Raw genomic sequence first — 18,998 nt, 5'->3', positions numbered from 1 at the left:
AGGAGGCTAGGATATGGCAGAATGCGCACCATTAACGGGGGTTACCAACCTTAACCCCTCCTGCGGTGCCCTCCTCAAAAGGGGAGGCGCTGACAGGACTTATTATATACTGGGTATCTCGCAGCTGCTGGAGTCAGCTCCAATTGTGATGGACCCGGTTACCAAAGAACTAACCAGCATCGCCTTCAAAGAAGGTGAGCACCTGAAGAAGTTCAAAGGTAAGAAGCTCAAGAACTCCACCAAGACAGGCATGGAGCAGACCGAGAACGGTCCCTCTTACGCACACGGCGGTACGTTCGTGGCCTATTTTGACTCACAGGCAGAAAAGGAGAGTATTGAAAAACTGGCACTGGCAGACGACCTGGTGCTGATCGTGCCGCTTAACTCGGGACACTTCGAGGCACACGGCCTGGTGGCTACCTACGGCCTATCGGACGGCTTGATCATGACGATACCGGAGGGTGGCTCTGGCGTGCAGTACGAGGACTCAACTGCTTTGCAGCTGGTCTTCGACGGCAAGTCTGACAAGCTGCCGGTGTACTGCAAGTTCGCCGAAACCCGTGCCGAGAGCATCGCTTACCTGGAGGGGCTTCTGGCTCCATAGTTTTCATAGTTTAAGGTGAAGGTTGGGGCCGCTGCCATGTGTGGTGGCGGCCCTTCTTTTTAAGCACATGAATCAGCTAACCCAACAATTGCTAGCACGCGCACAGGCTATACTTAACTCTCCAACGCGGGACTACAGCGAGATAGGCAGCGTGCACAAAGCCATAACCGGTGTGGACTATGATTGCAGACCCTGCAACGAGCGTCGCATCATCAACACTTTAGAAACCTTTGTAAGACAACCAGAGCGCTACGCCTTGCGCATCCAAGAGGCACAGAACGAAATGGAACAGCCAACTACAACTAACTACAGATTCTCAAAGAACGCCACCAGCAAGCTCATTGTCCTGGTGACAGCGCACGGCACCATTGCCGTGAGACCCGATAACCTGACCGACGAAAAAGCGGAGATGGTGCTGGCCCACAAAGCCTATGCCCACAACATTGAGCGCATCCCAGGCACAGAGCCGGAAGCTGATGCTGCTGATACTGATTCAGAAGAAGACAGCACAGGCTCAGAAGAAGGAACTACCACAGGCGCTTTAGCCCCTAACGGCAATATCATCGAGGTGCAAGCACCTGGTGCCGGTGAGGTAAAATCAGGCACAGCGCCTGAGCTAACCTTAGAGGAGGCAAGAACTCGCTTTTACGAGGTGACTGGCACCAAGGCCGGCACCCGCAACCTGAAAACATTGTTGGCTGCCATCGCGGCGGCGGAACCCAAAGCATAGCTAAGTGAAGAAGGGCAAAGGTAAATACAAGGCAAAGCTGGTGAAGGCGGCGGGGAAACCCGCCACCCAGCCTGCGGCCGACAAACCGCAGGAGATCGGGAGCGCGAAGGTGATTGACTACGGCAAGGGTAACAAGCTGCCGCAGGAGATCGTCGCCACGTTCCTGGCCTCTCCCACGGCCAGGCGTTGCTGGCTGAAGCTGAAGAAGTTCATTCAGGCAGACGGGTTCTCCGACAGGACCGCAGCCGCTGTAAGGGTAAATCCGCTGCAGCGAGCAGATGACCTGTTGCCGCTCATTGCCTGGGATGCCGCACCCTTCGGATTTGCCCTGCGGGTAAAGTACAACCTGGGCCATGAGGTGGCGGAGGTATACCACGTGCCCTTTCATACGGTGCGCCGGTTGGATGATGGCCGCTTTCAGGTCAACCCGACACTTGGTACCGACAAGTATAAAAAGGAAGAGGATGAGATACTCGATGCTTTCGACAACTCGCCGGAGGCCATTGCGCGGTGCCTGAAACAGGTTGATAAAAACGGTAACGTGCAGCCGGGGCAACTGCTCTATGTCTTCGAGGAGACCTCTGCGCACCCGCACTACCCTGAGCCAGCGGCCTGGGCTGCCAAGGAAGACATCTTATCCGATACCGAGATTCAGCGTGCCGACTACAACGCCATCCGCAAAAGGGTAAAACCGAATGTGGGCGTGTTCATCGCCGGTGACATTGACGATGAGACCAAGGATGAATCGGGCAAAACCGAGTGGGACTACATCGAAGAGCAGGTCAAGAACCTGACCGACCCGGAAGGGGAAGGCGATGCGGTGGTGTTCAACGGTGAGAGCAAGGATGATTGCCCGCAAGTACTGGACATGCCGGGCATGAAGAACACGCTGGCCATGGATGCCAAGTCCGAGACCATCCGCAAGCGCATCTGCATGGCTTTTGGCCTGCACCCGACGCTGATCGGCATCGATACCACAGGGCAGCTGGGCAACACGCAGCAACTGCTTAACATCATCCAGCTCACGCAGCAGGAAGTGCTCGACATTCAGGGCAAGATCCAGCGCACCTTTGAGATGCTCTTCCCTTACCAAAACATCGACTGGACGCTGAGCAGCCTCAACATCATCAAGGCCATGCCCGAGCAGGCATGGCAGGCGATGACAGAGGATGAGAAGCGCAATTTCCTGGGATTGCAGCCATTGGAGACAGAGCAGACCTCGGAGGGGCAGAAGACATTGAATGCCCTCAACTCCCTCTCACCGCTGGTGGCAACCAAGGTGCTGGAGAGTATGACAAAAGAACAGATACTGGACCTGGTAGGTCTGAACACGACTAAAGAAGAAACAGCCAATGCCGCAGCAACTAACAAAGGAAGATTTCCTAAAGCACGTGCCGCTTTCAAAAAACTTATCGGAAGGTAAGCTCACGCCCTACATCCAGGACGCGCTGCTCATGGATGTGAAGCCGCTGCTGGGGGACCTGTACACCAAGTGGCAGGATGGCACGCAGCCCTTCATGGGTTCTGCCGAAGACGGTATGGAAGAGGTGGATTTGGTGAAGGCTGTGTGGGTGTTCAACGCCTACGTGCGCTTTCTGCCTTTTCACGGCATCAGCGTCACCTCCTCGGGCATCACCAAGTCAAAAGACACGGAAGGTACTTATGAGCAGGCCTCGCACCAGGAGCGGCAGCAGGTCATCGCCTCCTACCGCTCCAAGATCAGCTACTGGGAAGGGGAGCTGGGCAAAGCCATCAAAGCCATAAACGGTGTGGGCAGGCCCATCAAAAGAAAAAGCAGGATAGGTATTAGAGTAGTGGGGACTAAGTCGTGATGAGGGAATACATACAATGTGCTGTGCTGGCCATCAGCACGGTGAAGTTTGCAGAGGTCGTGAACTGGCTGCCTGCCCCGGAGACGGCCGCACAGGCGGCGGTGCTGGCGCTGGTGTCCGGTTTTATCGGTGCTGCCGGTAAATGGCTCTTTGAGAAAGCAAAAAAGAAACTAAGGTTATGAAAAAGGTTTACCGCTGGGTGATGCGAAACAAGTGGCGCAAGTGGGGCACGATTGCCCTGCTGTGCGTGGCTATCAACTATACTTTACTTATCGCGGGTGTGATCGAGGCCAATGAGTTTGAAGTGATCACCACCGCTATTGTCACAGTCATCAGGTTATTTATCGGCATATGAAGATAACACTACAACAGAAGCAAGAACTGGCCAGGCAGTTCGGTATATCGCTGCCGATGCTGCAGGCCTTCCTGGAGGTGGAGAGTGCCGGCAGCGGTTTCTTCTCCGACTGGAAAGGGCAGCCCCGCATCAAGATCCAGTTTGAGCCGCATTGGTTTAAACGTCTGCTGCCAGGTGATATACTGAAGAATATCTACGAGCTGTGGGATAAGCAGGAGAAAGGAAAGGTAAAGCTGACCGACACCCAAAAGCTGTTGCTCCATAACTGGCAGATCGCGGTATTGAACAAGGTGGACGTGCAGCAGGCCGAGTGGCAGGCTTTCAACTGTGCCTTTGCCATCCATCCCGATGCCGCCATGCAAAGCGCCAGCTGGGGCTTGGGGCAGGTGATGGGCTTCAATCATAAGATGCTTGGCTTTGCCAGTGCCGGGGAGATGGTGGAGGCCTTTAAGCGCAGCGAGTACGAGCAGGTGAAGGGTATGCTCCACTACCTGGAGAACAAAAAAGGCATGATGGCCGCTATCAGGTCCCTGAACTGGAATAAGGTAGCCGAGCTTTACAATGGCAGCAACTATGCCGCAGGGGGATATCATATCAAGCTGGCCAAGGCCTATGTGAAGTACTCTAAAAACGGGCAGATCGCATGAGAAAGCTATATTCCCTGCTGCTTCTGGTAATGACATCAATGTCGCTACCATCTTGCCTGACTCCCAGGCTTGAGACGAGCCTTATCAGCACGGACAGCCTACGGTATACGCCGGAGGAACTGGACCGGCTGGCAAAATTCAATGTCTTCCTTACGCCGATCAACGACCATCAGGCACTGTTGACGCAGCCAGCGAAGAGGCAGGGAAAGCAGAAATGGAAGAACGTGGGTAACACTGATAATTCGCAGCACAAGTCGAACAACACGGACTCCAGACAAAAAGACATTGGCAATATAACCGCAAAAGATGAGGCCATCATCGGTAACGATAATGCGCCGGTAGAGGCGAAGAAGCATGCCATTGTAGGAGATGGCAATACGACAGAGGAAGAAGCATCTCTTTGGTGGCTATGGCTGCTGCTGGGAGTCGCTATAACAGCAACGGGTTTGATCTGGTGGTACCGCAAATATGGTTAGTTAAGGTAGAGTAGTTTAATGTTTAGGTGCAAAAGCCCGGTCCTATGGATCGGGCTTTTTCGTTACCTTTGCCGGCATGTTTATGCACAGCGGCTTTTACCGGAACGGGGAGGATGCGGAGTTTTTCTATCCGGAGGTGGAGGAACTGGCCCTGCGGGTGATGGAGACAGCCACTTTTTACGAGAAGTACATCAACGCATCGGGGTTTGTGCTGGAGTTCCGGAATGAGGCATACCAGGTGAGGCTTGTGCTGGAAAGTTTCCTGGAGGGGGACTGCCAGATTATAGCCCTAAAGAAGCACCGCCGATAGGTTTTGCAAACAGTTACGGCACGCTTTACGTCACCTGTAAAAACACATCTATTGGTAATCAGTTAGTTAGGGGTGTTTCGTGAGTCCCTGCATCTCCACAACACCCCACAAAAAAGGGCTTTAGCATATTGCTGAGGCCCTTTTTTATTTACCCGGTTAAACATTGGTTAAACCCTTGCTTAAAAATCCCTGAAAGCCGAGCTCAGCAAATCGTCCTACTTCGTGCCTGTAATGCTTCGGGTAGTCATCTAAATAAAACTGCTCTTCATCGAATTGGCCCGAAGCATACGTCCTACCAGATAATCAGCTATTAATGAATTTTTAAAGTGCAAAAGAGCTATAACTTTGGTAACAATTGTAGTTGGGCTTATTATTATACTTTAATTGATATTCATTCAACAGCATTGAAATTATGGATATTTTGTGTAAACAAGGGTTTTGATGATGTTTTGTGTATATTAAATATAATGCATTGGAAATATATTTATATTTTAAATAAAAAATATTAAATATATTGAAACCTTTATTTTAAAGTATAGTTATAGGTGTTATAAAATAATTTATATAAACCTATATCTCTATACTATAATGGAACCCTTAAAAAAATTAACTTTCTTTCTGGCTTTAGCAATTGTTCTTGCGCCTTTTATCACTTATGCTCACACAGCAGATGGAGAAGTAGTAAGCAAGTATGAAACAGCCTTAAAATCATCTAAAGAAGGAGTATTCAGCTTCATGAAGAAAAAATCTAATGATGATTATTACAAAAAATTAGAGAAGAAGCGTCGGTTAGCAAAAGCGCATCGTAAAGCATTACTTCGTAAGGCAAAGAAGTCAAAGCGTCAATAATATCTTGTGTCTTGGCTCTGTTTATTCATTATCGGCAGCCAACTTTAAAACTTTAGCTCTGCAGCAGCTGCTATGCCTTCTGCTGCAGAGCTTTTTTCAGCTATCAATACAGCATATTTTAATGAGGTTATGAAGCATATTTTTTTGTTTATAGTTTAATAATGTTTAATTGTACTTAGCTACATTAATATTGATATTGATTAATTTTGTGGCAACTTAATTTAATGAGGGCAAGTATTAATTTAACTCAACTATTTCCTGTACATTACCCTTTAGAACACCCTTACTATGATGAGTTTAGTAGAAGATAAGCAAACGCTTTTTAGCGAAGTTGAGAAAGAGCTTGCCAGCCAGGGCTTTCATATTCAGAAAAAAGATTTAAACAGGCCATGGGGTGGCTTTTTTGTAATAGATGAACAGCAGGCGCCACGTTTTGCTGAAAAATATTTTGATCAGGTGGCAATAGAGGATTTAAAGATTTCTGGTAAACTAAGTCCTAAGATATTAATTGTTGCTCCAGAAAAGAGATTATCGTGGCAGTATCATCACCGGCGTGCCGAAATTTGGAAAGTACTAAAAGGCGAAGTTGGCGTAGTTACCAGTGAAACTGACGAAGAAGGCGAACTTCAGAAGTTATCTCCAGAGTCGCTGATTACGTTAAAACAAGGTGAAAGACACCGCCTTATTGGGTTAGATGATTGGGGAGTGCTTGCTGAAATATGGCGGCACACCGATGCAGATAATCCGTCTGATGAAGATGATATTGTGCGCCTTCAGGATGACTTTGGCAGATAATATACAATAAGCCTATAAAAGCAGAAAGCCTCTCGTTCGGGAGGCTTTCTGCTTTTATAGGCTATTAATAATGTAAATCCTAACACAGCAGTAACCGCAATTTAAATAAGGGTTATAGGTAATGAGTAACATGGCCAATTTTATAATTATGAACAGCGGCACCAACTACCTCATTACTTTAATAATATAGATAGTTGCTATAATAAACGACTGTGATACCTCTGCGTACACTAATAAGAAACAGAAGGCCAGGCAGGTCACTAAAAAACTTCTTACAACTTTCTTAACTAATTGTTCTTTCGCCAACGCTATCAATGTGTTTAACTATAGTCAAGCATTTGTGCCTACATTAATGTATTACGCCAAGTAATAGCATTTAATAAAGCTGCTTTACTTCTTAAAAAAATGAATTTTAGTGGATGCAGTTGAAGCGGTGCAATAAGGTGCATTATCTGGCGTTACTTCGATTTTAAGAACCAACTTATTTTATGAATTTTATACTTGGCAAAGGGGTGCTGGTGTTAACGCTTGCACTTGCTATGGCTTCCTGCTCATCTTCTAAAAAGAGCAGCGATGGACGCATAATTGTAATCGATGGAAAGAATGTCCGTTCAGGAAACTCCCACAAAGATAATGGCTTACACAAAGGTTGGTATAAAAATACAAACAACCCACATCACCCTCGCACTACAAATCCAGGGCATACTAAACAGAAAGCTAAATCTGGAGGTAAGCCACATGGAAAAGGGAATAGCCACGGGAAGAAAAAGTAGCAGATAAGCATTTTGGCTAATGAAGCGTCGAACCATAGGTTTCGACGCTTTTTTTATGCCTCTGCACCATTCAGCGGCGAATATGTAATAAAGATATAATTGTATAAAACCAATATAATTTTATATGGTATATACATCCTTAAGTTTATTGTTCATTTAAAGCTTGAACTTGGGTAAGGTTAAAAATTTATGTCTATGCGTGTTTTCTCTAAAGGGTTACTTGTGTTACTAATTGGTGTGATGTTAGCCTCCTGCTCGCCACTTGGCAGGAGCAATAAAGCTATTGTTGTAGATGATGATGGCAGAAGCATGCGCTTTAGCAATGGACGCCAAGAGAGCAAAAACAAAAAGTGGAACAGCTCTAAAAGTATAAATAAGCAGCAGAAAAAGCGAAACAAGTCTTTTACAAAAAGAAGGCGTGGCTAAAAGTATAACCCTATTTAAAATATCCTAAACAACAGGCTACCGTATATGCGCTTATGGTAGATTATAGCAGTAGCCACTATGCGCGCACCCCGCGCAGCGAGAAGCTTAAGTGGGTAGAGCACATGGTTAAAATCATGGACAACCAGTTTCGGTTTCCGGGCACGAACTTTAGATTTGGCCTGGATCCTATACTTGGTTTTGTACCTGTTGTCGGTGATCTTGCCTCCTTTGCTATCTCAGCGTCTATTGTAATGACAATGGCTCGTTACGGTGCAAGCGGTAAGGTAGTAGTGCTGATGCTGTTGAACATCACCTTGGATGCTTTGATCGGAAGTATACCTATAATTGGTAACATATTCGATTTTGCCTTTAAAGCCAATGAACGTAACGTACGCATGTTAAAAGCTCATTACGAAGAAGGCAAGTACCAGGGCAGCGGCAAAGGGATACTGCTAGGCGCGGCTGTGGCCATCTTAGCGCTGTTTGTCTTTTTGCTGTGGGCACTGTGGCAGTTGGCCGAGTGGGTATACCATATACTGACAGGTTTATTCTAGGCTCTGCCCATTTCTTTAGCAAGTTTAAGTGCCTTAAGTGCGCTTTCTTCTTTGTCTTTTATCTCTAACATAACATCCATATCCAAACCTTCGGTTTCTGCCATAAAATCATGAAACAGCTGCTCGTGTATACTTTGGGTATGCTTTCCCTTGCGCTCTCCTAACGCCTGCGAGCTGTAGTCCATCATTAGAATACCGTCTTTTTCTGGGTGCCAGGTAGTAGCTGCCATTTCTACGGCCTCGCGCATGGGTTCTCCGTTGTTTACGCACTCGTGGTGAAGGTTGTCGAATATGATAGGCATACCGGTAAGTTCGTGCAGGTACAGGCAGTCCCTGAGGCTATAAGTACGATCGTCGTTTTCTACGCAAAGGCGTGCTTTCACGGCATCGGGTAACTGGGTATGATATACTTCGGCAAAGCGGCTAAGTGCAGAGGGTTTATCGCCGTAAGCGCCGCCGCCGTGTATCTGTAGTTTAGCTGTAGAGTCTAATCCCATCATGTCTAGTATACTACCTTGGTATACCAGTTCAGCTATGCTGTTCTTTACAGTTTGCTCATTTGGTGAGTTCAGTACCACAAACTGGTCGGGGTGCATGGAGATGCGCATGTTATTGCTTTTAATATAATTGCCCAGTCTCCGGAACGTCATCTTAAAGTGCTCCTGCCAGTTGTATTGGTTAATTTCATGCGATGCAAAGGGAACCAGGCCAGAACTAAGTCTGAAAAACATTAGCCCGTGCTGCACATTATACTCTAGTATGCGGCGCAAGCACGCCAGATTCTGCTCTACGGTTTGTATTAGCCGTTCTTCAGAATACGAGGCCAACCTAAAAGTACGTGCCGATGTGCAGTCTAAGGATTCGTTAATGCAAGGGTATCCAATCTTCATAGCAGATTAATTTGTTTCTCTTAACCTACGCAGGAAGCAATTGTTTAGCTGACTTACCTGTAACTGGTGCTGTCTTTAAAAAAGCTGTTATACTGTCTTTCAGCTTCTTCTTGTGCTGCTTTTAGCCTATTTAATTCTAGCTGCCTATGGTAAGCAGCCTCGGTGCTTTGCAGTTTTTTAAGCTTACGTTTTTGCTTTCCTTCTTTAGAAAAATAAGAAACTGGGTTCCATAAAATGGTAGGCGGTGGAGGAGGTGGAGGCGGAGGCGGCTCTAACCCCGGAATATAGCCAGGCCGTTGCACCAGCATCTTTGGCTTTTCAGGCATATTTCGAAGCGCTTTCCTGATCTGGTCTTCGGAGGGCATGCTGTTAACCTGTACTTCCTGCAGCAGTACGCTATCCTCTTGCAGGATTATTGTGAGTCGCAGTTCTGTTGCTGGCTGTTGCTTTATGTTATAGTATAATGGCTTAAAACCTACTGCACGTACCAGCAGCGAATCGCCTTGCTGTGCGTAAAGTTTAAATTGGCCTGCTATATCTGTAACAGTTGCTACCCTTGATTTAAGTACTAAAACACCTGCTCCTGCAACCGGCGTTTGCTTGTCTGGCTGCAATACTTTGCCAATAACTTTTATCTGCTGCGCACTGGCTTGTAAAGTATAAAACAGGAGCAAGAATAAAAAAAAAGTATAGGTGGCTTTAAGCATTTACTGTCTGTTTTCGTGGCTTGGTATAACTAACACGAAAACATAGCAGTTTTATTATATTTAGTGAATGCTATTGTTCTAAAAACCAGAGAGGCCTGCAGTAATGGCAGGCCTCTCTGGTTTATTCGTATCCTTTATTATTCTTAAAAAACTTGTTGTACTCTTGCCGTTCCTTTTCCCGCCGCTCTATTTCTTCGAGCAGGAGCAGCTCTTGCAGCTTACGTTTCTCTTTGCCTTCTCTGGAAAGCAGGTCGTACAGCAGCGTTGCGGGACTCATAATGGTAGCAGGTGCTGGTTCTGCTGGCGGGGGTGGCTCAAGACCTGGTATGTAACCTGGTTTCTTTACCTGGCTGGTGGTATTTTGCTTCATGTTACGCAGGGCACGCTGTATCATTTCCGGCGATGGGCGGCTTGTTACCTCCACTTCGCCCAGCATTACACTATCCTCCTGCAGCACAATATTTACTCTTATCTCAGAAACAGGCACTGGTTTGGGTAAATACAAAAGCGGTTTAAAACCAATGGCGCGTATCATCAGTGTGTCCTCTAGGGCAACATCAATCAGGAACTTGCCCTCTTCATCAGAAATTACGCCTAAGTTTGAGTTTACTTTTACAATGCTGGCACCCGGAATAGGAGTTTTTTTATCAGACTGTACCACCGTGCCACTTACCCGTAGCGTGCGTTGTGCCTGGGCATGGAGGCTTACGCATAACAGCAAACATGTAACACTTAAGTATAGGTAAAAACGGAACATTTAGTATAGGTTGGAAGGCAGCGTTCAGAAGCAAACCTTATTTACTACGCCTGACTTTGCTAAAAAGTATGCGTGCGTTTAAATATTGTTTGGGAAAGATAGTTTAGGATTAACAAAAATGAAAATGGCAGGCTATAATCTTTTATAACCTGCCATTTTTGTGTTTTTATACTTACTGCTTTGCTTTCTTTTTCTCGACAGCAGATTTGTCTTTGGTGCCAGACTGTTGCTCGCTGGAGCTGCCGCTGTCTGTAGTCTTTTCTTTAGAGCGTGCATCAGCATTGTTCTTGCCACCTGTTACCACATTTACGCTATCCTGTACAGTACGCATACTTTGCTGCTCCAGCGGGTCTGTAGCACTAGTCACATCTTTGGTATCTCCTGCCTGCCCAGTCATGCGAGCGGTTTCATTTAAGTTAAATTGTTCTACTATATCACTTACGTCTTGGCCAGGTTTATAATATACTTTAACCATCTCGGTAGCCAGTTGCCCGTTTGCTGGTACGGTAGCTGTGGTCATTTGTATCATGCGAGATAGGGAGTCTAGGTTCGAGTATGGCCTGATATGATTAGGATTAACACTTTCATCGTTGTTAGATTCTTCTGTTTCAAAAGAGGTGCCACTATCTTCTATACATGAACTCACAAAGAAAAGTATACCTGCAGCCAGCATAATATTTAACGCCTTTTTCATGATTTGCTTTGGTTTTTAAGGTTTGATGCCAGTTTTACTTATTAAGAAACCAGCATAAGTTTTACTTCAGTTTATTACGTCCTGTACCTTGTTATGTTTGATTATGGAGGCTGCCGGCAAGTATCGCAGAACGAAAAAAGCCGACACATTGGCCGGCTTCTTTGCAAAATATGATACTTAAGATTAAGCTTTCTTTAACTCAAAAACTGTGATTTCTGGTAAGAAACCAACCCTGCCAGGATAGCCTATAAAGCCAAGGCCGGTATTTACATACAGGTGCTGCTGCCCTTTTTTGTAGAGGCCTGCCCACTGCTTGTATACATACTGCACCGGGCTCCACTTAAATCCTGGTATGTTTACGCCAAACTGCATGCCGTGCGTGTGGCCCGAAAGCGTAAGGTCAATATCGTTATACTTTTGGTTAACCTCGCCATCCCAATGAGATGGGTCGTGGGAGAGGAGTACCTTAAATGGTGTGCCTTCAGTGCCTTTATAAGCATCTTCCAGGCGGCCATACTTCGGAAAGCCAGCCCTGTTGCCCCAGTTCTCTACACCAAGTACAGCAATCTTTTCACCGTCTTTCTCGATAATGCGGTTCTCATTCATCAGCAGCTGCCACCCCATTTGTGAATGCGTTTCGATCATGCGCTGCAGGTTCTCCTTCTTGGCAGTTGGATGTGGCCACTCCCGCACATAATCGGCATAATCATGGTTCCCGAGTACAGAGTATACCGCATCTTTTGCCTTAATCTGGCTTAGTGCCGGAATATGATTCTCTACCTCAGAAGCCAAATTATTAACTAAGTCGCCGGTAAAAAATACCAGGTCAGCCTCCTGCTTGTTGATAATTTTAACAGCTTCCTGTAAAGGCTCTGTGGAGGTAAAACTACCTGTGTGCAAATCTGAAATCTGCAGCATTTTATACCCGTCAAAAGCTTGTGGCAGGTTCGGGAAACGGAGCGTTACCTTTTTAACACGGTAGTCATAAGCGCCCTTCACCATGCCATATATAAAAGCAGACAACGGTATGGCTGCCACTACAAGGCCCAACTGGCTTATAAATTTGCTGCGCGACGGATCAAAAGAAGTTTCGCTGCTCAGGCCGTTAATAGCAAGCTTTCCTACCCGCAATACATCATCTACCATTAAAAAGGCTATTACTACCAGCTTAGAGGCAAACACAATAAAAAGCGTGCTGGCCAGGTAGGTTTGAAATGTGCTAGGTGGAGTGCCGCGTGTGGCAGAGGCAAGTATAAAGGTGCCTGCCGTTATGGCAAAAATTGCCCAGTAAGCAATGTGTAATAGTCGCTGTGTAAATGGCGCCAAGTGCTGTGTTACAGTTCGTACTGCCTGGAAGACATACAAATCGACCAGGAAAAGGAGCAGGACGACGATGCCAAAATTCAAAATTCGTTGTGTCATATTTATTTGAAACTGCTACAGGAGCAATGCCTGCGCGAGTATAACTGCTTTAATAAAAAGATGTTTAACCTTCGATTGCTATTCCTGAACTAATTTTACTTAAAAATAATTGCAGAAGCATCTTCTTATCATCAAATTTTGTACCGTAAGTGAAACAGACCGAAGCTACTGCCAATGCGCCATACGTGCAGCCGCTAAACATTAAAACTTGGGCCGAAGAAGACCGTCCCCGCGAAAAGCTCCTGCTAAAAGGCAAAGCCGCCCTCAGCGATGCCGAACTTATAGCCATACTTATAGGCTCTGGCACTCCCAAACTGACAGCCGTGGATGTAGCGAAACTTATACTTACTGCAGTTGGCAACGACTTAAACGAACTGGCGAAGCTCTCGGTAAAAGACCTGATGAAGCACAAAGGCATAGGAGAGGCAAAGGCCATTACTATTGTTAGTGCCCTGGAGTTGGGCCGCCGTCGCAAAGAGACTGCCGCCGCTGCCCGTACGCAAATCACCTGCTCTACCGATATCTACAACTATATTAAACCCCAGTTGCTCGACCTGCCCCACGAAGAGTTTTGGATTATACTCCTGAACCGTGCCAACATTGTGATGAAGAAAGAAAGTATAAGCTCGGGTGGTGTAGCCGGTACCGTAGCTGACCCGAAGATCATCTTTAAGAAGGCGCTGGAGCAGCTGGCTAGTTCAATCATCCTGGTGCACAACCACCCCAGCGGCAATATTAAACCCAGCGCCGCCGATATTTCCCTCACTAAGAAAATGAAAGAAGCAGGTCAGTTTCTGGACCTGCCCGTGCTGGACCACATTATTTTTACCGATAATGATTATTATAGCTTTGCCGATGAAGGACTATTGTGAGTTTAGGAGTTAGAGGGTTTGGGAGTTAGAGAGTTGAAAAATAGTAATATGAGTGGGGGAAGATTGAGTAATTATGAGTTTGGGGAGCAGTTTAAGACGCGCACCAAGTCTTATGGTTTAAGGGTGATAAAACTTTTTCAGGCTTTGCCTAAAGATGCGGAGGCGCAGGTTCTGGGTAAGCAGTTGCTTCGTGCTGCTACATCTGTTGCTGCAAATTATCGTGCAGCATGCAGGGGAAGATCTAAGGCAGAATTTGCTGCTAAAGTTGGCATAGCATTAGAAGAGGCAGATGAGTCACTCTTCTGGCTCGAAATGCTTGAAGAGAGTGGAATTATAAAACCCATACTTCTAGCTGCCTTAAAGCAAGAAGCAGATGAGCTTACAGCAATACTGACTATCGTTAGAAGGAACGCTGCTAAAAAATAATAACTCTCTAACTCCCAAACCCTATAACTCCTAAACTCTATAACTCAGGAAGTATCTCTTTAACTCTACCAACTTCCCCCGTCTCTAACCTAACCTTAATCCCATGCGGATGATTAGGAGAATTGGTGAGGATGTCCTGCACATAACCTTCAGTAAGATCGCCGGTGCGCTGGTCTTCTTTTAGCACAATATTTACCCGGAGGCCGGACTTTATGTTTGATCGTTTTCTGCCGTCCATAGTTTTAGTTTACGTGGCAAGTTAAGTATAAATCGCTTTACTACCTGGTTCGCTGGTGTGCTCCCACGTCCAGCGGTTTCTTCAGGGGCAAAGGGTTCAGGAAGAAGTCATGCTGCCCAGGATTAAATTGCAGCTGTTCTGGCCATACGCCTTTACCATTTAAAGGAGAGTGTGCTTTTAGCTTATACGCTTTTGATGAAACCAACTCTCCAGTGTAACCTATCGTTTTTCCTTTACCTGCTTTCCTAAGTTTTGGCTTTCGCATGAACAGTTCTGATGCCGTTATCATACTTGTTACCTTTTGTAATTGCTCCAGGCTGGTATATGTTTTATCACCCCAATTAAATTTAGGAGGTGCACCCTTACTGTAGAAGCTGTTGTTACCAAAGCTAATTAAGTTAGTTGTGTCTTCTACAGCTAAAAGTGCGGCGCCGTTTTCTGTATAAAAGATGTTATTCCATACTTCTACATTATGTAATCCGCTGCTCATTACGCGTAAACCACCTCCGGTTGGTACTATAGCTCCGTCTGCATAAATGGTGTTGTTGTGGATGTATAGATTATTGATGCCGCCGCTGTTATTGAAATCAGCTACCCATAAACTGATGCCTTTGTAGTTGTTTTTACGGCCATCGTTTTGCGAGATGTTGTATCGGATGGTGTTGTGGTGCATGGGCCTGGCCCATTCGAACTGCGCTACTAGGAAGCCAGGACCATCGTTGTCGTGGGAGTAATTGTATTGCATTACCGAATTGGTAGTACCACCATCTAAGTCGAGGCCGCCGCCGTCGCAGCCGCTGCCGGCCTGCATGTTGTATACTTCGTTAAACTGGATAGTAACCGCATTGGCATCCCAGGCCCAAATGCCCACAGGTCCGCCGCAATGCAGGTTGTTAGCACCGCTGCTGTGCACCACCGAATGCTCAATGGTGGCTCCGTCTACATCCGACAGCACAATGCCACTGCCGCTGTGCTTGTCTTTTTTTTGCAGTCCATAAATGTTGTACACATGGCAGTTGCCAACGTAGATGCTCTGGTGCGAATAACCTTTCTTTCTCTGATCGAAATAGCCCCAGCTGGTGATGCCCTCTGAACCGACAGCATGCACAACGGCATTTGTTATACTTACATCGCTGTAGCCGCTGTTACCGTTCCAACTGCCAATAGCAATGCCAGCATCCCGAAAGCCTGTTACCTCCACATCGTGGATGCGCACATGCTGTAGCTTGGTGTTGTTAGGGAGATCGTTGTAAAACAGGATGCCGCTGTTCTGGTTAGTCTGGTAGCCGCTGCCGGAAAGTATAAGCTTGCTGATCTCAAGGTAAGCAACATTGTAGGCGTACAGGCCATAGCTGGTGTCGGGGGCTATGGTTGCTTTGCCTGGGCCAAAAGAGCTGATAAGTACAGGGTGTGTTCCCTGCTGCAGATTATCTCTATGAAAGTACAAACTACCTTGGAAAACCTGCTCTCCCTCAAAAAGTATAGAGTCGCCGGGGTTGAACCTATGGCTGTTAACTTTGCTGATGCTGCGCCACGCACTAACAGGTGAGAGGCCGGTATTCTGATCGTTGCCGGTGCTGCTGATGTAGTATGATTTAGCGGTTACACTCATGCTGAAAATTGTTAGCAAAAGTATAACCGCTACTGATTTTATACTTGCCATGCACAGCTGTACGCTTACAGGTAGGTGGCTGGTTTTATTTTGTAACGAGGTTCAGGTACTTCTCCTCGCCACCCTCTACAAAAGGATTATCGGCAGTAGCCACTTCTACTTTTTTTACAGAAGCAAGCTCTACTAACAGCAGCTCCGGCTTTTGTACCATTTTACCATCAATGGCAACTTTTAACTGTTGCTGCGCTGCCGGCACCTCGAAATGTGCATATAGTACAGCTAATCTGCTCAGCTCTACCTGCTCCTTCAGAGTAATAATCACGGCGCCTTCTTTCGCCTTGTCGCCATACTTTGCTGTGGCTTTCTGATCTTTGAGTATATCTATACTTTTGATCTTATCCGGCTCCAATACAAAGGCGCCCATGGCTGTTTCCTTCCCGTTTAAAATCACAAGTGGGTTTTGAGATTCGGATCGGGTATAAACTTTTATGTCTGATTTTGAAGGGGTTTGCGCATAGGCGCCAAAGCTACAGGCAAATATGCACAGGGCGATCAGGTATTTAACAGAGGAGAGATTAGTTGTTTTCATATTGCTTTGTTTCTGTATTGTGGTGCTGGCGGTCCTGCTCGTTTGCATGCTTCATGTACAGCAGAATACCAGCAACCCCGGCTGCGTGTCCGGCTAATATCAGGTATAAGCCAGTGTTACTGTCCGGGGCATGTATAAATCTAATAAAAGCTCCTGCAATTACCAACAAAATGGCTGCCTTGTAAAGCAGCTTTTCAAGTGTTCTCGGTCTCATATTACTACTTATGCGTTGAACAAACCTTTACTAAGCGCAAATACTAAATCAATCATTAATGAGTATATTTAGTACTTTACAGGGGTGTTATATGTGTAAATTTAATAAAAGTTTTTATAAAACCATTGAAATTCAGAAAGATGTGTAATTATGTGCTTAAAAAGCATATAAGATGTTATTGATCTGGCTTAGGGCTGTGATGCTAGGTTGGATACATGCAGGCTACGCAGCATAGAGGTTTTCTTATTCTGATGTTCCTGCATGCGCACTAAAATATCATGCAGCATTTCGATGGCCTGTACAACATACGGACCTTTATTCAACATTACAGAATCTGCGCGTTGGGCCATGGCTGCATCGGTTATCTCGGCCCTGGATGGGCGCCCTTTCTTGGATAAAGTTTCGAGTACCTGGGTGGCCCATACTACAGGGATATGCGCTGTCTCGCAAAGCCAAAGAATCTCTTCCTGCACCTCTGCCAAGCGTTCCCAGCCGCACTCTACTGCTAAATCGCCGCGTGCTATCATAATACCAGCTGGGTAGCATTGCATGGCTGTTAACAACAGGTGGGGCAGGTTCCTGAATCCCTCTTTCGTTTCGATCTTCAGCATCACGCCCAGCTTTTTTGCTTTCAGTTTCTTAAGCTCCTGGTGCAGGGCCTCTACTGTTTCCGGGTGACTCACAAAAGACAGGTTTACGATGTCGGCGTGGCGGGCTATAAATTGTAAGTCGTGTTTGTCTTTCTCACTTAAGCCTTGTATATGCAGATTACTTTCTGGCAGATTTATACCCTGGTCGGCACGAAGCTTACTGCCTGTTTCGTTGGCAGAGGTAATTTTAACGAGCAGCTTCTCTTTGCTTACCTCCTCAATAACGCCGCTAATTTTGCCGTCGTTAAAAAGTATAGGCTGGCCAGCCTTGGCCTGATCAAACACCTCAGGTAGTGTGCAGGCAATATGTGCAGGCTGCACCATGTGGCCTTTTGCATCGTATTGGGCAGGCTCTCCGGGTATCTGCTCCTTGGTTAGCACCAGCATGCTGTCGTTTTTAAGTATAAGTGGTGAGTATACGGCAGGCAGGTCGCCTACTTTGGTCGTCCTGTCGGCAACCGATTTACTTTTGGCTTTCAGCTCGGTGCCGGTAACAATGTAGGACGTTTTGAAAAGATGTGCCACACAGCCATTATCCTCTTTCCGGACCACCCGGAAGGTGCGTTTTCGGCCACGGGTGTCCTTGAAGTTTATCCGGTCGTTCTCCAGCAGCTGTGCCACCCAATCGGCATCTACCGGAAGTACAGCGTCCATGTTTTTAGGTGGTTCGGCGCCAGCTGGGGCTAACCATACTTTCGCGGCTTCCATTACCTGTCCTAAATCGTTCTGCACCGGGTGTATGGCACGCATCTTCGGCCCTTCCTTTAACGGTCCTGTTCTCAGCTTAGGTCCCATCAGGTCGATGAGTATTTTGCAACTGATGCCGGTTTCTTTTTCTGCCTGCCGGATCAGTTGCACCATCTTCAGCCATACTTTTTCGTTATCGTGGGCGCAGTTTATGCGGGCACAGTTCATGCCTGCCTTCATCATTCTTACGATCAGCTCATACTCCTCTACCATATCGGCGGCGAGGGTAACCATAATGGTGGTGCCACGCTTTTTAGGCTTAGGGCCAAGCAGGTCTTCTGTATGCGTGGCGAGCAGCTGTTTGTTCTCGTTAAACGACACCGCCAGGTGCTTTGGCGCTGCCTCGCATACTGCTAAATGGCACAGTTGCTTTCGTACCGCCTGCAAACTTGCCAGCACATGCCCCTCTGCACGGCCCAGCGAAGAAAGGCCTAGTTCCGCCAACTGCTGCTGTAGTTCCCGGATGTCGTTGTGGCGTAAGGCCAGGTAGTGCAACAGGTTTTTGGCACTCTTTTTAAATTCCGGAGCAATTTTCTCTAACGTAGGGGCAAATTTTTTCTCCAGCGCAATTGCCTGCTCATATAGCTGCTCCAGCTGCTCTATCAGGTGGTTGTAGTCTGTCTTCTGTTGCTTGGGCATGGTTTGTAAACACTAAGCTCTATATGCTTACAAACTGAAGATAGGGAGGGAGGGTTGTGGGGAGGGAATATAACGTAAGATTAACAGCCGAAGCAGGATATTTTAGATCAACAGAAAGAGAGGAATTAGTTGGTGCTAGATTTTTGGCTTTTCGTTTTTCTCCAAAGCACAAACAGAAGTATAATCAGAA

The 18,998-nt window shown here is 46.6% G+C and carries 26 protein-coding genes; 16 read left to right on the top strand and 10 right to left on the bottom strand.

Annotated elements, in window-relative coordinates; translation table 11 throughout:
• Positions 1 to 13 precede the first annotated feature (13 nt).
• From WG943_RS13790 to WG943_RS13725, 14 genes are all read left to right on the top strand, one after another.
• The gene (locus WG943_RS13790; protein ID WP_340409851.1) at positions 14 to 604 is read left to right on the top strand and encodes a hypothetical protein; all 591 of its coding nucleotides are present in this window, start codon (positions 14 to 16) and stop codon (positions 602 to 604) included.
• A gap of 67 nt (positions 605 to 671) precedes the next feature.
• A complete protein-coding gene (locus tag WG943_RS13785) occupies positions 672 to 1,334 on the top strand; it encodes a hypothetical protein (protein WP_340409850.1) in 663 nt (220 codons plus the stop codon).
• A gap of 4 nt (positions 1,335 to 1,338) precedes the next feature.
• Positions 1,339 to 2,757: a hypothetical protein gene (locus WG943_RS13780; RefSeq protein WP_340409848.1), complete on the top strand. Its 1,419-nt coding sequence runs from the start codon at positions 1,339 to 1,341 to the stop codon at positions 2,755 to 2,757.
• Entirely contained in the window at positions 2,687 to 3,166 is a 480-nt protein-coding gene (locus WG943_RS13775; RefSeq protein ID WP_340409846.1) for a DUF6712 family protein, read from the top strand. The genes WG943_RS13780 and WG943_RS13775 overlap by 71 nt, the downstream gene beginning before the upstream one ends.
• A complete protein-coding gene (locus tag WG943_RS13770) occupies positions 3,166 to 3,348 on the top strand; it encodes a hypothetical protein (protein ID WP_340409844.1) in 183 nt (60 codons plus the stop codon). Before WG943_RS13775 ends, WG943_RS13770 begins: the two co-directional genes overlap by 1 nt.
• Positions 3,345 to 3,521: a hypothetical protein gene (locus WG943_RS13765; protein ID WP_340409843.1), complete on the top strand. Its 177-nt coding sequence runs from the start codon at positions 3,345 to 3,347 to the stop codon at positions 3,519 to 3,521. Before WG943_RS13770 ends, WG943_RS13765 begins: the two co-directional genes overlap by 4 nt.
• Positions 3,518 to 4,168, top strand: a complete 651-nt coding sequence (locus tag WG943_RS13760) for an N-acetylmuramidase family protein (RefSeq protein ID WP_340409841.1) — start codon at positions 3,518 to 3,520, stop codon at positions 4,166 to 4,168. Before WG943_RS13765 ends, WG943_RS13760 begins: the two co-directional genes overlap by 4 nt.
• On the top strand, positions 4,165 to 4,644 hold the full coding sequence (locus WG943_RS13755; protein ID WP_340409840.1) for a hypothetical protein: 480 nt from the start codon (positions 4,165 to 4,167) through the stop codon (positions 4,642 to 4,644). Before WG943_RS13760 ends, WG943_RS13755 begins: the two co-directional genes overlap by 4 nt.
• A gap of 76 nt (positions 4,645 to 4,720) precedes the next feature.
• A complete protein-coding gene (locus WG943_RS13750; RefSeq protein WP_340409839.1) occupies positions 4,721 to 4,954 on the top strand; it encodes a hypothetical protein in 234 nt (77 codons plus the stop codon).
• A gap of 588 nt (positions 4,955 to 5,542) precedes the next feature.
• Positions 5,543 to 5,803 carry a hypothetical protein gene (locus WG943_RS13745; protein ID WP_340409838.1) on the top strand — a complete coding sequence of 87 codons (261 nt, stop codon included), beginning with the start codon at positions 5,543 to 5,545 and terminating at the stop codon, positions 5,801 to 5,803.
• 288 nt (positions 5,804 to 6,091) lie between these two features.
• Positions 6,092 to 6,598 carry a phosphoheptose isomerase gene (locus WG943_RS13740; RefSeq protein ID WP_340409837.1) on the top strand — a complete coding sequence of 169 codons (507 nt, stop codon included), beginning with the start codon at positions 6,092 to 6,094 and terminating at the stop codon, positions 6,596 to 6,598.
• Positions 6,599 to 7,086: 488 nt separating this feature from the next.
• Positions 7,087 to 7,371, top strand: a complete 285-nt coding sequence (locus WG943_RS13735; protein WP_340409835.1) for a hypothetical protein — start codon at positions 7,087 to 7,089, stop codon at positions 7,369 to 7,371.
• 189 nt (positions 7,372 to 7,560) lie between these two features.
• Positions 7,561 to 7,797 carry a hypothetical protein gene (locus tag WG943_RS13730; protein WP_340409833.1) on the top strand — a complete coding sequence of 79 codons (237 nt, stop codon included), beginning with the start codon at positions 7,561 to 7,563 and terminating at the stop codon, positions 7,795 to 7,797.
• A gap of 53 nt (positions 7,798 to 7,850) precedes the next feature.
• Positions 7,851 to 8,351 carry a DUF4112 domain-containing protein gene (locus tag WG943_RS13725; protein WP_340409832.1) on the top strand — a complete coding sequence of 167 codons (501 nt, stop codon included), beginning with the start codon at positions 7,851 to 7,853 and terminating at the stop codon, positions 8,349 to 8,351.
• On the opposite strand, the gene uvsE is transcribed toward WG943_RS13725, so the two are convergent.
• From uvsE to WG943_RS13700, 5 genes are all read right to left on the bottom strand, one after another.
• Positions 8,348 to 9,241: a UV DNA damage repair endonuclease UvsE gene (gene uvsE, locus WG943_RS13720; protein ID WP_340409831.1), complete on the bottom strand. Its 894-nt coding sequence runs from the start codon at positions 9,239 to 9,241 to the stop codon at positions 8,348 to 8,350. The genes WG943_RS13725 and uvsE overlap by 4 nt on opposite strands.
• Positions 9,242 to 9,294: 53 nt before the next feature.
• A complete protein-coding gene (locus WG943_RS13715; protein WP_340409830.1) occupies positions 9,295 to 9,948 on the bottom strand; it encodes a carboxypeptidase-like regulatory domain-containing protein in 654 nt (217 codons plus the stop codon).
• Positions 9,949 to 10,069: 121 nt separating this feature from the next.
• Positions 10,070 to 10,705: a carboxypeptidase-like regulatory domain-containing protein gene (locus WG943_RS13710; RefSeq protein ID WP_340409828.1), complete on the bottom strand. Its 636-nt coding sequence runs from the start codon at positions 10,703 to 10,705 to the stop codon at positions 10,070 to 10,072.
• Positions 10,706 to 10,877: 172 nt separating this feature from the next.
• The gene (locus WG943_RS13705; RefSeq protein WP_340409827.1) at positions 10,878 to 11,399 is read right to left on the bottom strand and encodes a hypothetical protein; all 522 of its coding nucleotides are present in this window, start codon (positions 11,397 to 11,399) and stop codon (positions 10,878 to 10,880) included.
• Between the two features lie 183 nt (positions 11,400 to 11,582).
• Positions 11,583 to 12,821, bottom strand: coding sequence for a metallophosphoesterase (locus WG943_RS13700; RefSeq protein WP_340409825.1), 1,239 nt, complete (start codon positions 12,819 to 12,821; stop codon positions 11,583 to 11,585).
• Positions 12,822 to 12,970: 149 nt separating this feature from the next.
• Between WG943_RS13700 and radC the strand changes: the two genes are divergently transcribed.
• Together radC and WG943_RS13690 are read left to right on the top strand one after the other, a co-directional pair.
• Positions 12,971 to 13,693 (top strand): RadC family protein, encoded by a 723-nt coding sequence (radC, locus tag WG943_RS13695; RefSeq protein WP_340409824.1) that lies wholly within the window; start codon positions 12,971 to 12,973, stop codon positions 13,691 to 13,693.
• A gap of 18 nt (positions 13,694 to 13,711) precedes the next feature.
• Positions 13,712 to 14,119 carry a four helix bundle protein gene (locus WG943_RS13690; RefSeq protein WP_340409822.1) on the top strand — a complete coding sequence of 136 codons (408 nt, stop codon included), beginning with the start codon at positions 13,712 to 13,714 and terminating at the stop codon, positions 14,117 to 14,119.
• A 37-nt stretch (positions 14,120 to 14,156) separates the two neighbouring features.
• Here WG943_RS13690 and WG943_RS13685 read toward each other — a convergent pair whose 3' ends face one another.
• The 5 genes from WG943_RS13685 to WG943_RS13665 form a co-directional block, all read right to left on the bottom strand.
• Positions 14,157 to 14,357 carry a YwbE family protein gene (locus tag WG943_RS13685; protein WP_340409821.1) on the bottom strand — a complete coding sequence of 67 codons (201 nt, stop codon included), beginning with the start codon at positions 14,355 to 14,357 and terminating at the stop codon, positions 14,157 to 14,159.
• Positions 14,358 to 14,397: 40 nt separating this feature from the next.
• The gene (locus WG943_RS13680; protein WP_340409819.1) at positions 14,398 to 16,020 is read right to left on the bottom strand and encodes a right-handed parallel beta-helix repeat-containing protein; all 1,623 of its coding nucleotides are present in this window, start codon (positions 16,018 to 16,020) and stop codon (positions 14,398 to 14,400) included.
• A 34-nt stretch (positions 16,021 to 16,054) separates the two neighbouring features.
• Entirely contained in the window at positions 16,055 to 16,558 is a 504-nt protein-coding gene (locus WG943_RS13675) for a hypothetical protein (protein ID WP_340409818.1), read from the bottom strand.
• Entirely contained in the window at positions 16,545 to 16,772 is a 228-nt protein-coding gene (locus tag WG943_RS13670) for a hypothetical protein (protein ID WP_340409817.1), read from the bottom strand. Before WG943_RS13670 ends, WG943_RS13675 begins: the two co-directional genes overlap by 14 nt.
• 188 nt (positions 16,773 to 16,960) lie before the next feature.
• Positions 16,961 to 18,808: a pyruvate kinase gene (locus WG943_RS13665; RefSeq protein WP_340409815.1), complete on the bottom strand. Its 1,848-nt coding sequence runs from the start codon at positions 18,806 to 18,808 to the stop codon at positions 16,961 to 16,963.
• Between the last annotated feature and the right edge of the window lie 190 nt (positions 18,809 to 18,998).

It is taken from the genome of Pontibacter sp. H249, assembly GCF_037892465.1.
Lineage (GTDB): Bacteria > Bacteroidota > Bacteroidia > Cytophagales > Hymenobacteraceae > Pontibacter.
Note: the sequence above shows the minus strand (reverse complement) of the source record. Positions and strands in the feature narration are given on the sequence as shown.

What these genes read in the sequence shown, in the direction of transcription:
- WG943_RS13680 (WP_340409819.1), bottom strand. Translation starts at nt 16,020, where the DNA reads ATGGCAAGTATAAAATCAGTAGCGGTTATACTTTTGCTAACAATTTTC.
- WG943_RS13770 (WP_340409844.1), top strand. Translation starts at nt 3,166, where the DNA reads ATGAGGGAATACATACAATGTGCTGTGCTGGCCATCAGCACGGTGAAG.
- WG943_RS13745 (WP_340409838.1), top strand. Translation starts at nt 5,543, where the DNA reads ATGGAACCCTTAAAAAAATTAACTTTCTTTCTGGCTTTAGCAATTGTT.
- WG943_RS13675 (WP_340409818.1), bottom strand. Translation starts at nt 16,558, where the DNA reads ATGAAAACAACTAATCTCTCCTCTGTTAAATACCTGATCGCCCTGTGC.
- WG943_RS13710 (WP_340409828.1), bottom strand. Translation starts at nt 10,705, where the DNA reads ATGTTCCGTTTTTACCTATACTTAAGTGTTACATGTTTGCTGTTATGC.
- WG943_RS13790 (WP_340409851.1), top strand. Translation starts at nt 14, where the DNA reads ATGGCAGAATGCGCACCATTAACGGGGGTTACCAACCTTAACCCCTCC.
- WG943_RS13705 (WP_340409827.1), bottom strand. Translation starts at nt 11,399, where the DNA reads ATGAAAAAGGCGTTAAATATTATGCTGGCTGCAGGTATACTTTTCTTT.
- WG943_RS13730 (WP_340409833.1), top strand. Translation starts at nt 7,561, where the DNA reads ATGTCTATGCGTGTTTTCTCTAAAGGGTTACTTGTGTTACTAATTGGT.
- WG943_RS13750 (WP_340409839.1), top strand. Translation starts at nt 4,721, where the DNA reads ATGTTTATGCACAGCGGCTTTTACCGGAACGGGGAGGATGCGGAGTTT.
- uvsE (WP_340409831.1), bottom strand. Translation starts at nt 9,241, where the DNA reads ATGAAGATTGGATACCCTTGCATTAACGAATCCTTAGACTGCACATCG.
- WG943_RS13765 (WP_340409843.1), top strand. Translation starts at nt 3,345, where the DNA reads ATGAAAAAGGTTTACCGCTGGGTGATGCGAAACAAGTGGCGCAAGTGG.
- WG943_RS13685 (WP_340409821.1), bottom strand. Translation starts at nt 14,357, where the DNA reads ATGGACGGCAGAAAACGATCAAACATAAAGTCCGGCCTCCGGGTAAAT.
- WG943_RS13740 (WP_340409837.1), top strand. Translation starts at nt 6,092, where the DNA reads ATGATGAGTTTAGTAGAAGATAAGCAAACGCTTTTTAGCGAAGTTGAG.
- WG943_RS13725 (WP_340409832.1), top strand. Translation starts at nt 7,851, where the DNA reads ATGGTAGATTATAGCAGTAGCCACTATGCGCGCACCCCGCGCAGCGAG.
- WG943_RS13775 (WP_340409846.1), top strand. Translation starts at nt 2,687, where the DNA reads ATGCCGCAGCAACTAACAAAGGAAGATTTCCTAAAGCACGTGCCGCTT.
- WG943_RS13670 (WP_340409817.1), bottom strand. Translation starts at nt 16,772, where the DNA reads ATGAGACCGAGAACACTTGAAAAGCTGCTTTACAAGGCAGCCATTTTG.
- WG943_RS13785 (WP_340409850.1), top strand. Translation starts at nt 672, where the DNA reads ATGAATCAGCTAACCCAACAATTGCTAGCACGCGCACAGGCTATACTT.
- WG943_RS13700 (WP_340409825.1), bottom strand. Translation starts at nt 12,821, where the DNA reads ATGACACAACGAATTTTGAATTTTGGCATCGTCGTCCTGCTCCTTTTC.
- WG943_RS13735 (WP_340409835.1), top strand. Translation starts at nt 7,087, where the DNA reads ATGAATTTTATACTTGGCAAAGGGGTGCTGGTGTTAACGCTTGCACTT.
- WG943_RS13755 (WP_340409840.1), top strand. Translation starts at nt 4,165, where the DNA reads ATGAGAAAGCTATATTCCCTGCTGCTTCTGGTAATGACATCAATGTCG.
- WG943_RS13760 (WP_340409841.1), top strand. Translation starts at nt 3,518, where the DNA reads ATGAAGATAACACTACAACAGAAGCAAGAACTGGCCAGGCAGTTCGGT.
- WG943_RS13665 (WP_340409815.1), bottom strand. Translation starts at nt 18,808, where the DNA reads ATGCCCAAGCAACAGAAGACAGACTACAACCACCTGATAGAGCAGCTG.
- WG943_RS13715 (WP_340409830.1), bottom strand. Translation starts at nt 9,948, where the DNA reads ATGCTTAAAGCCACCTATACTTTTTTTTTATTCTTGCTCCTGTTTTAT.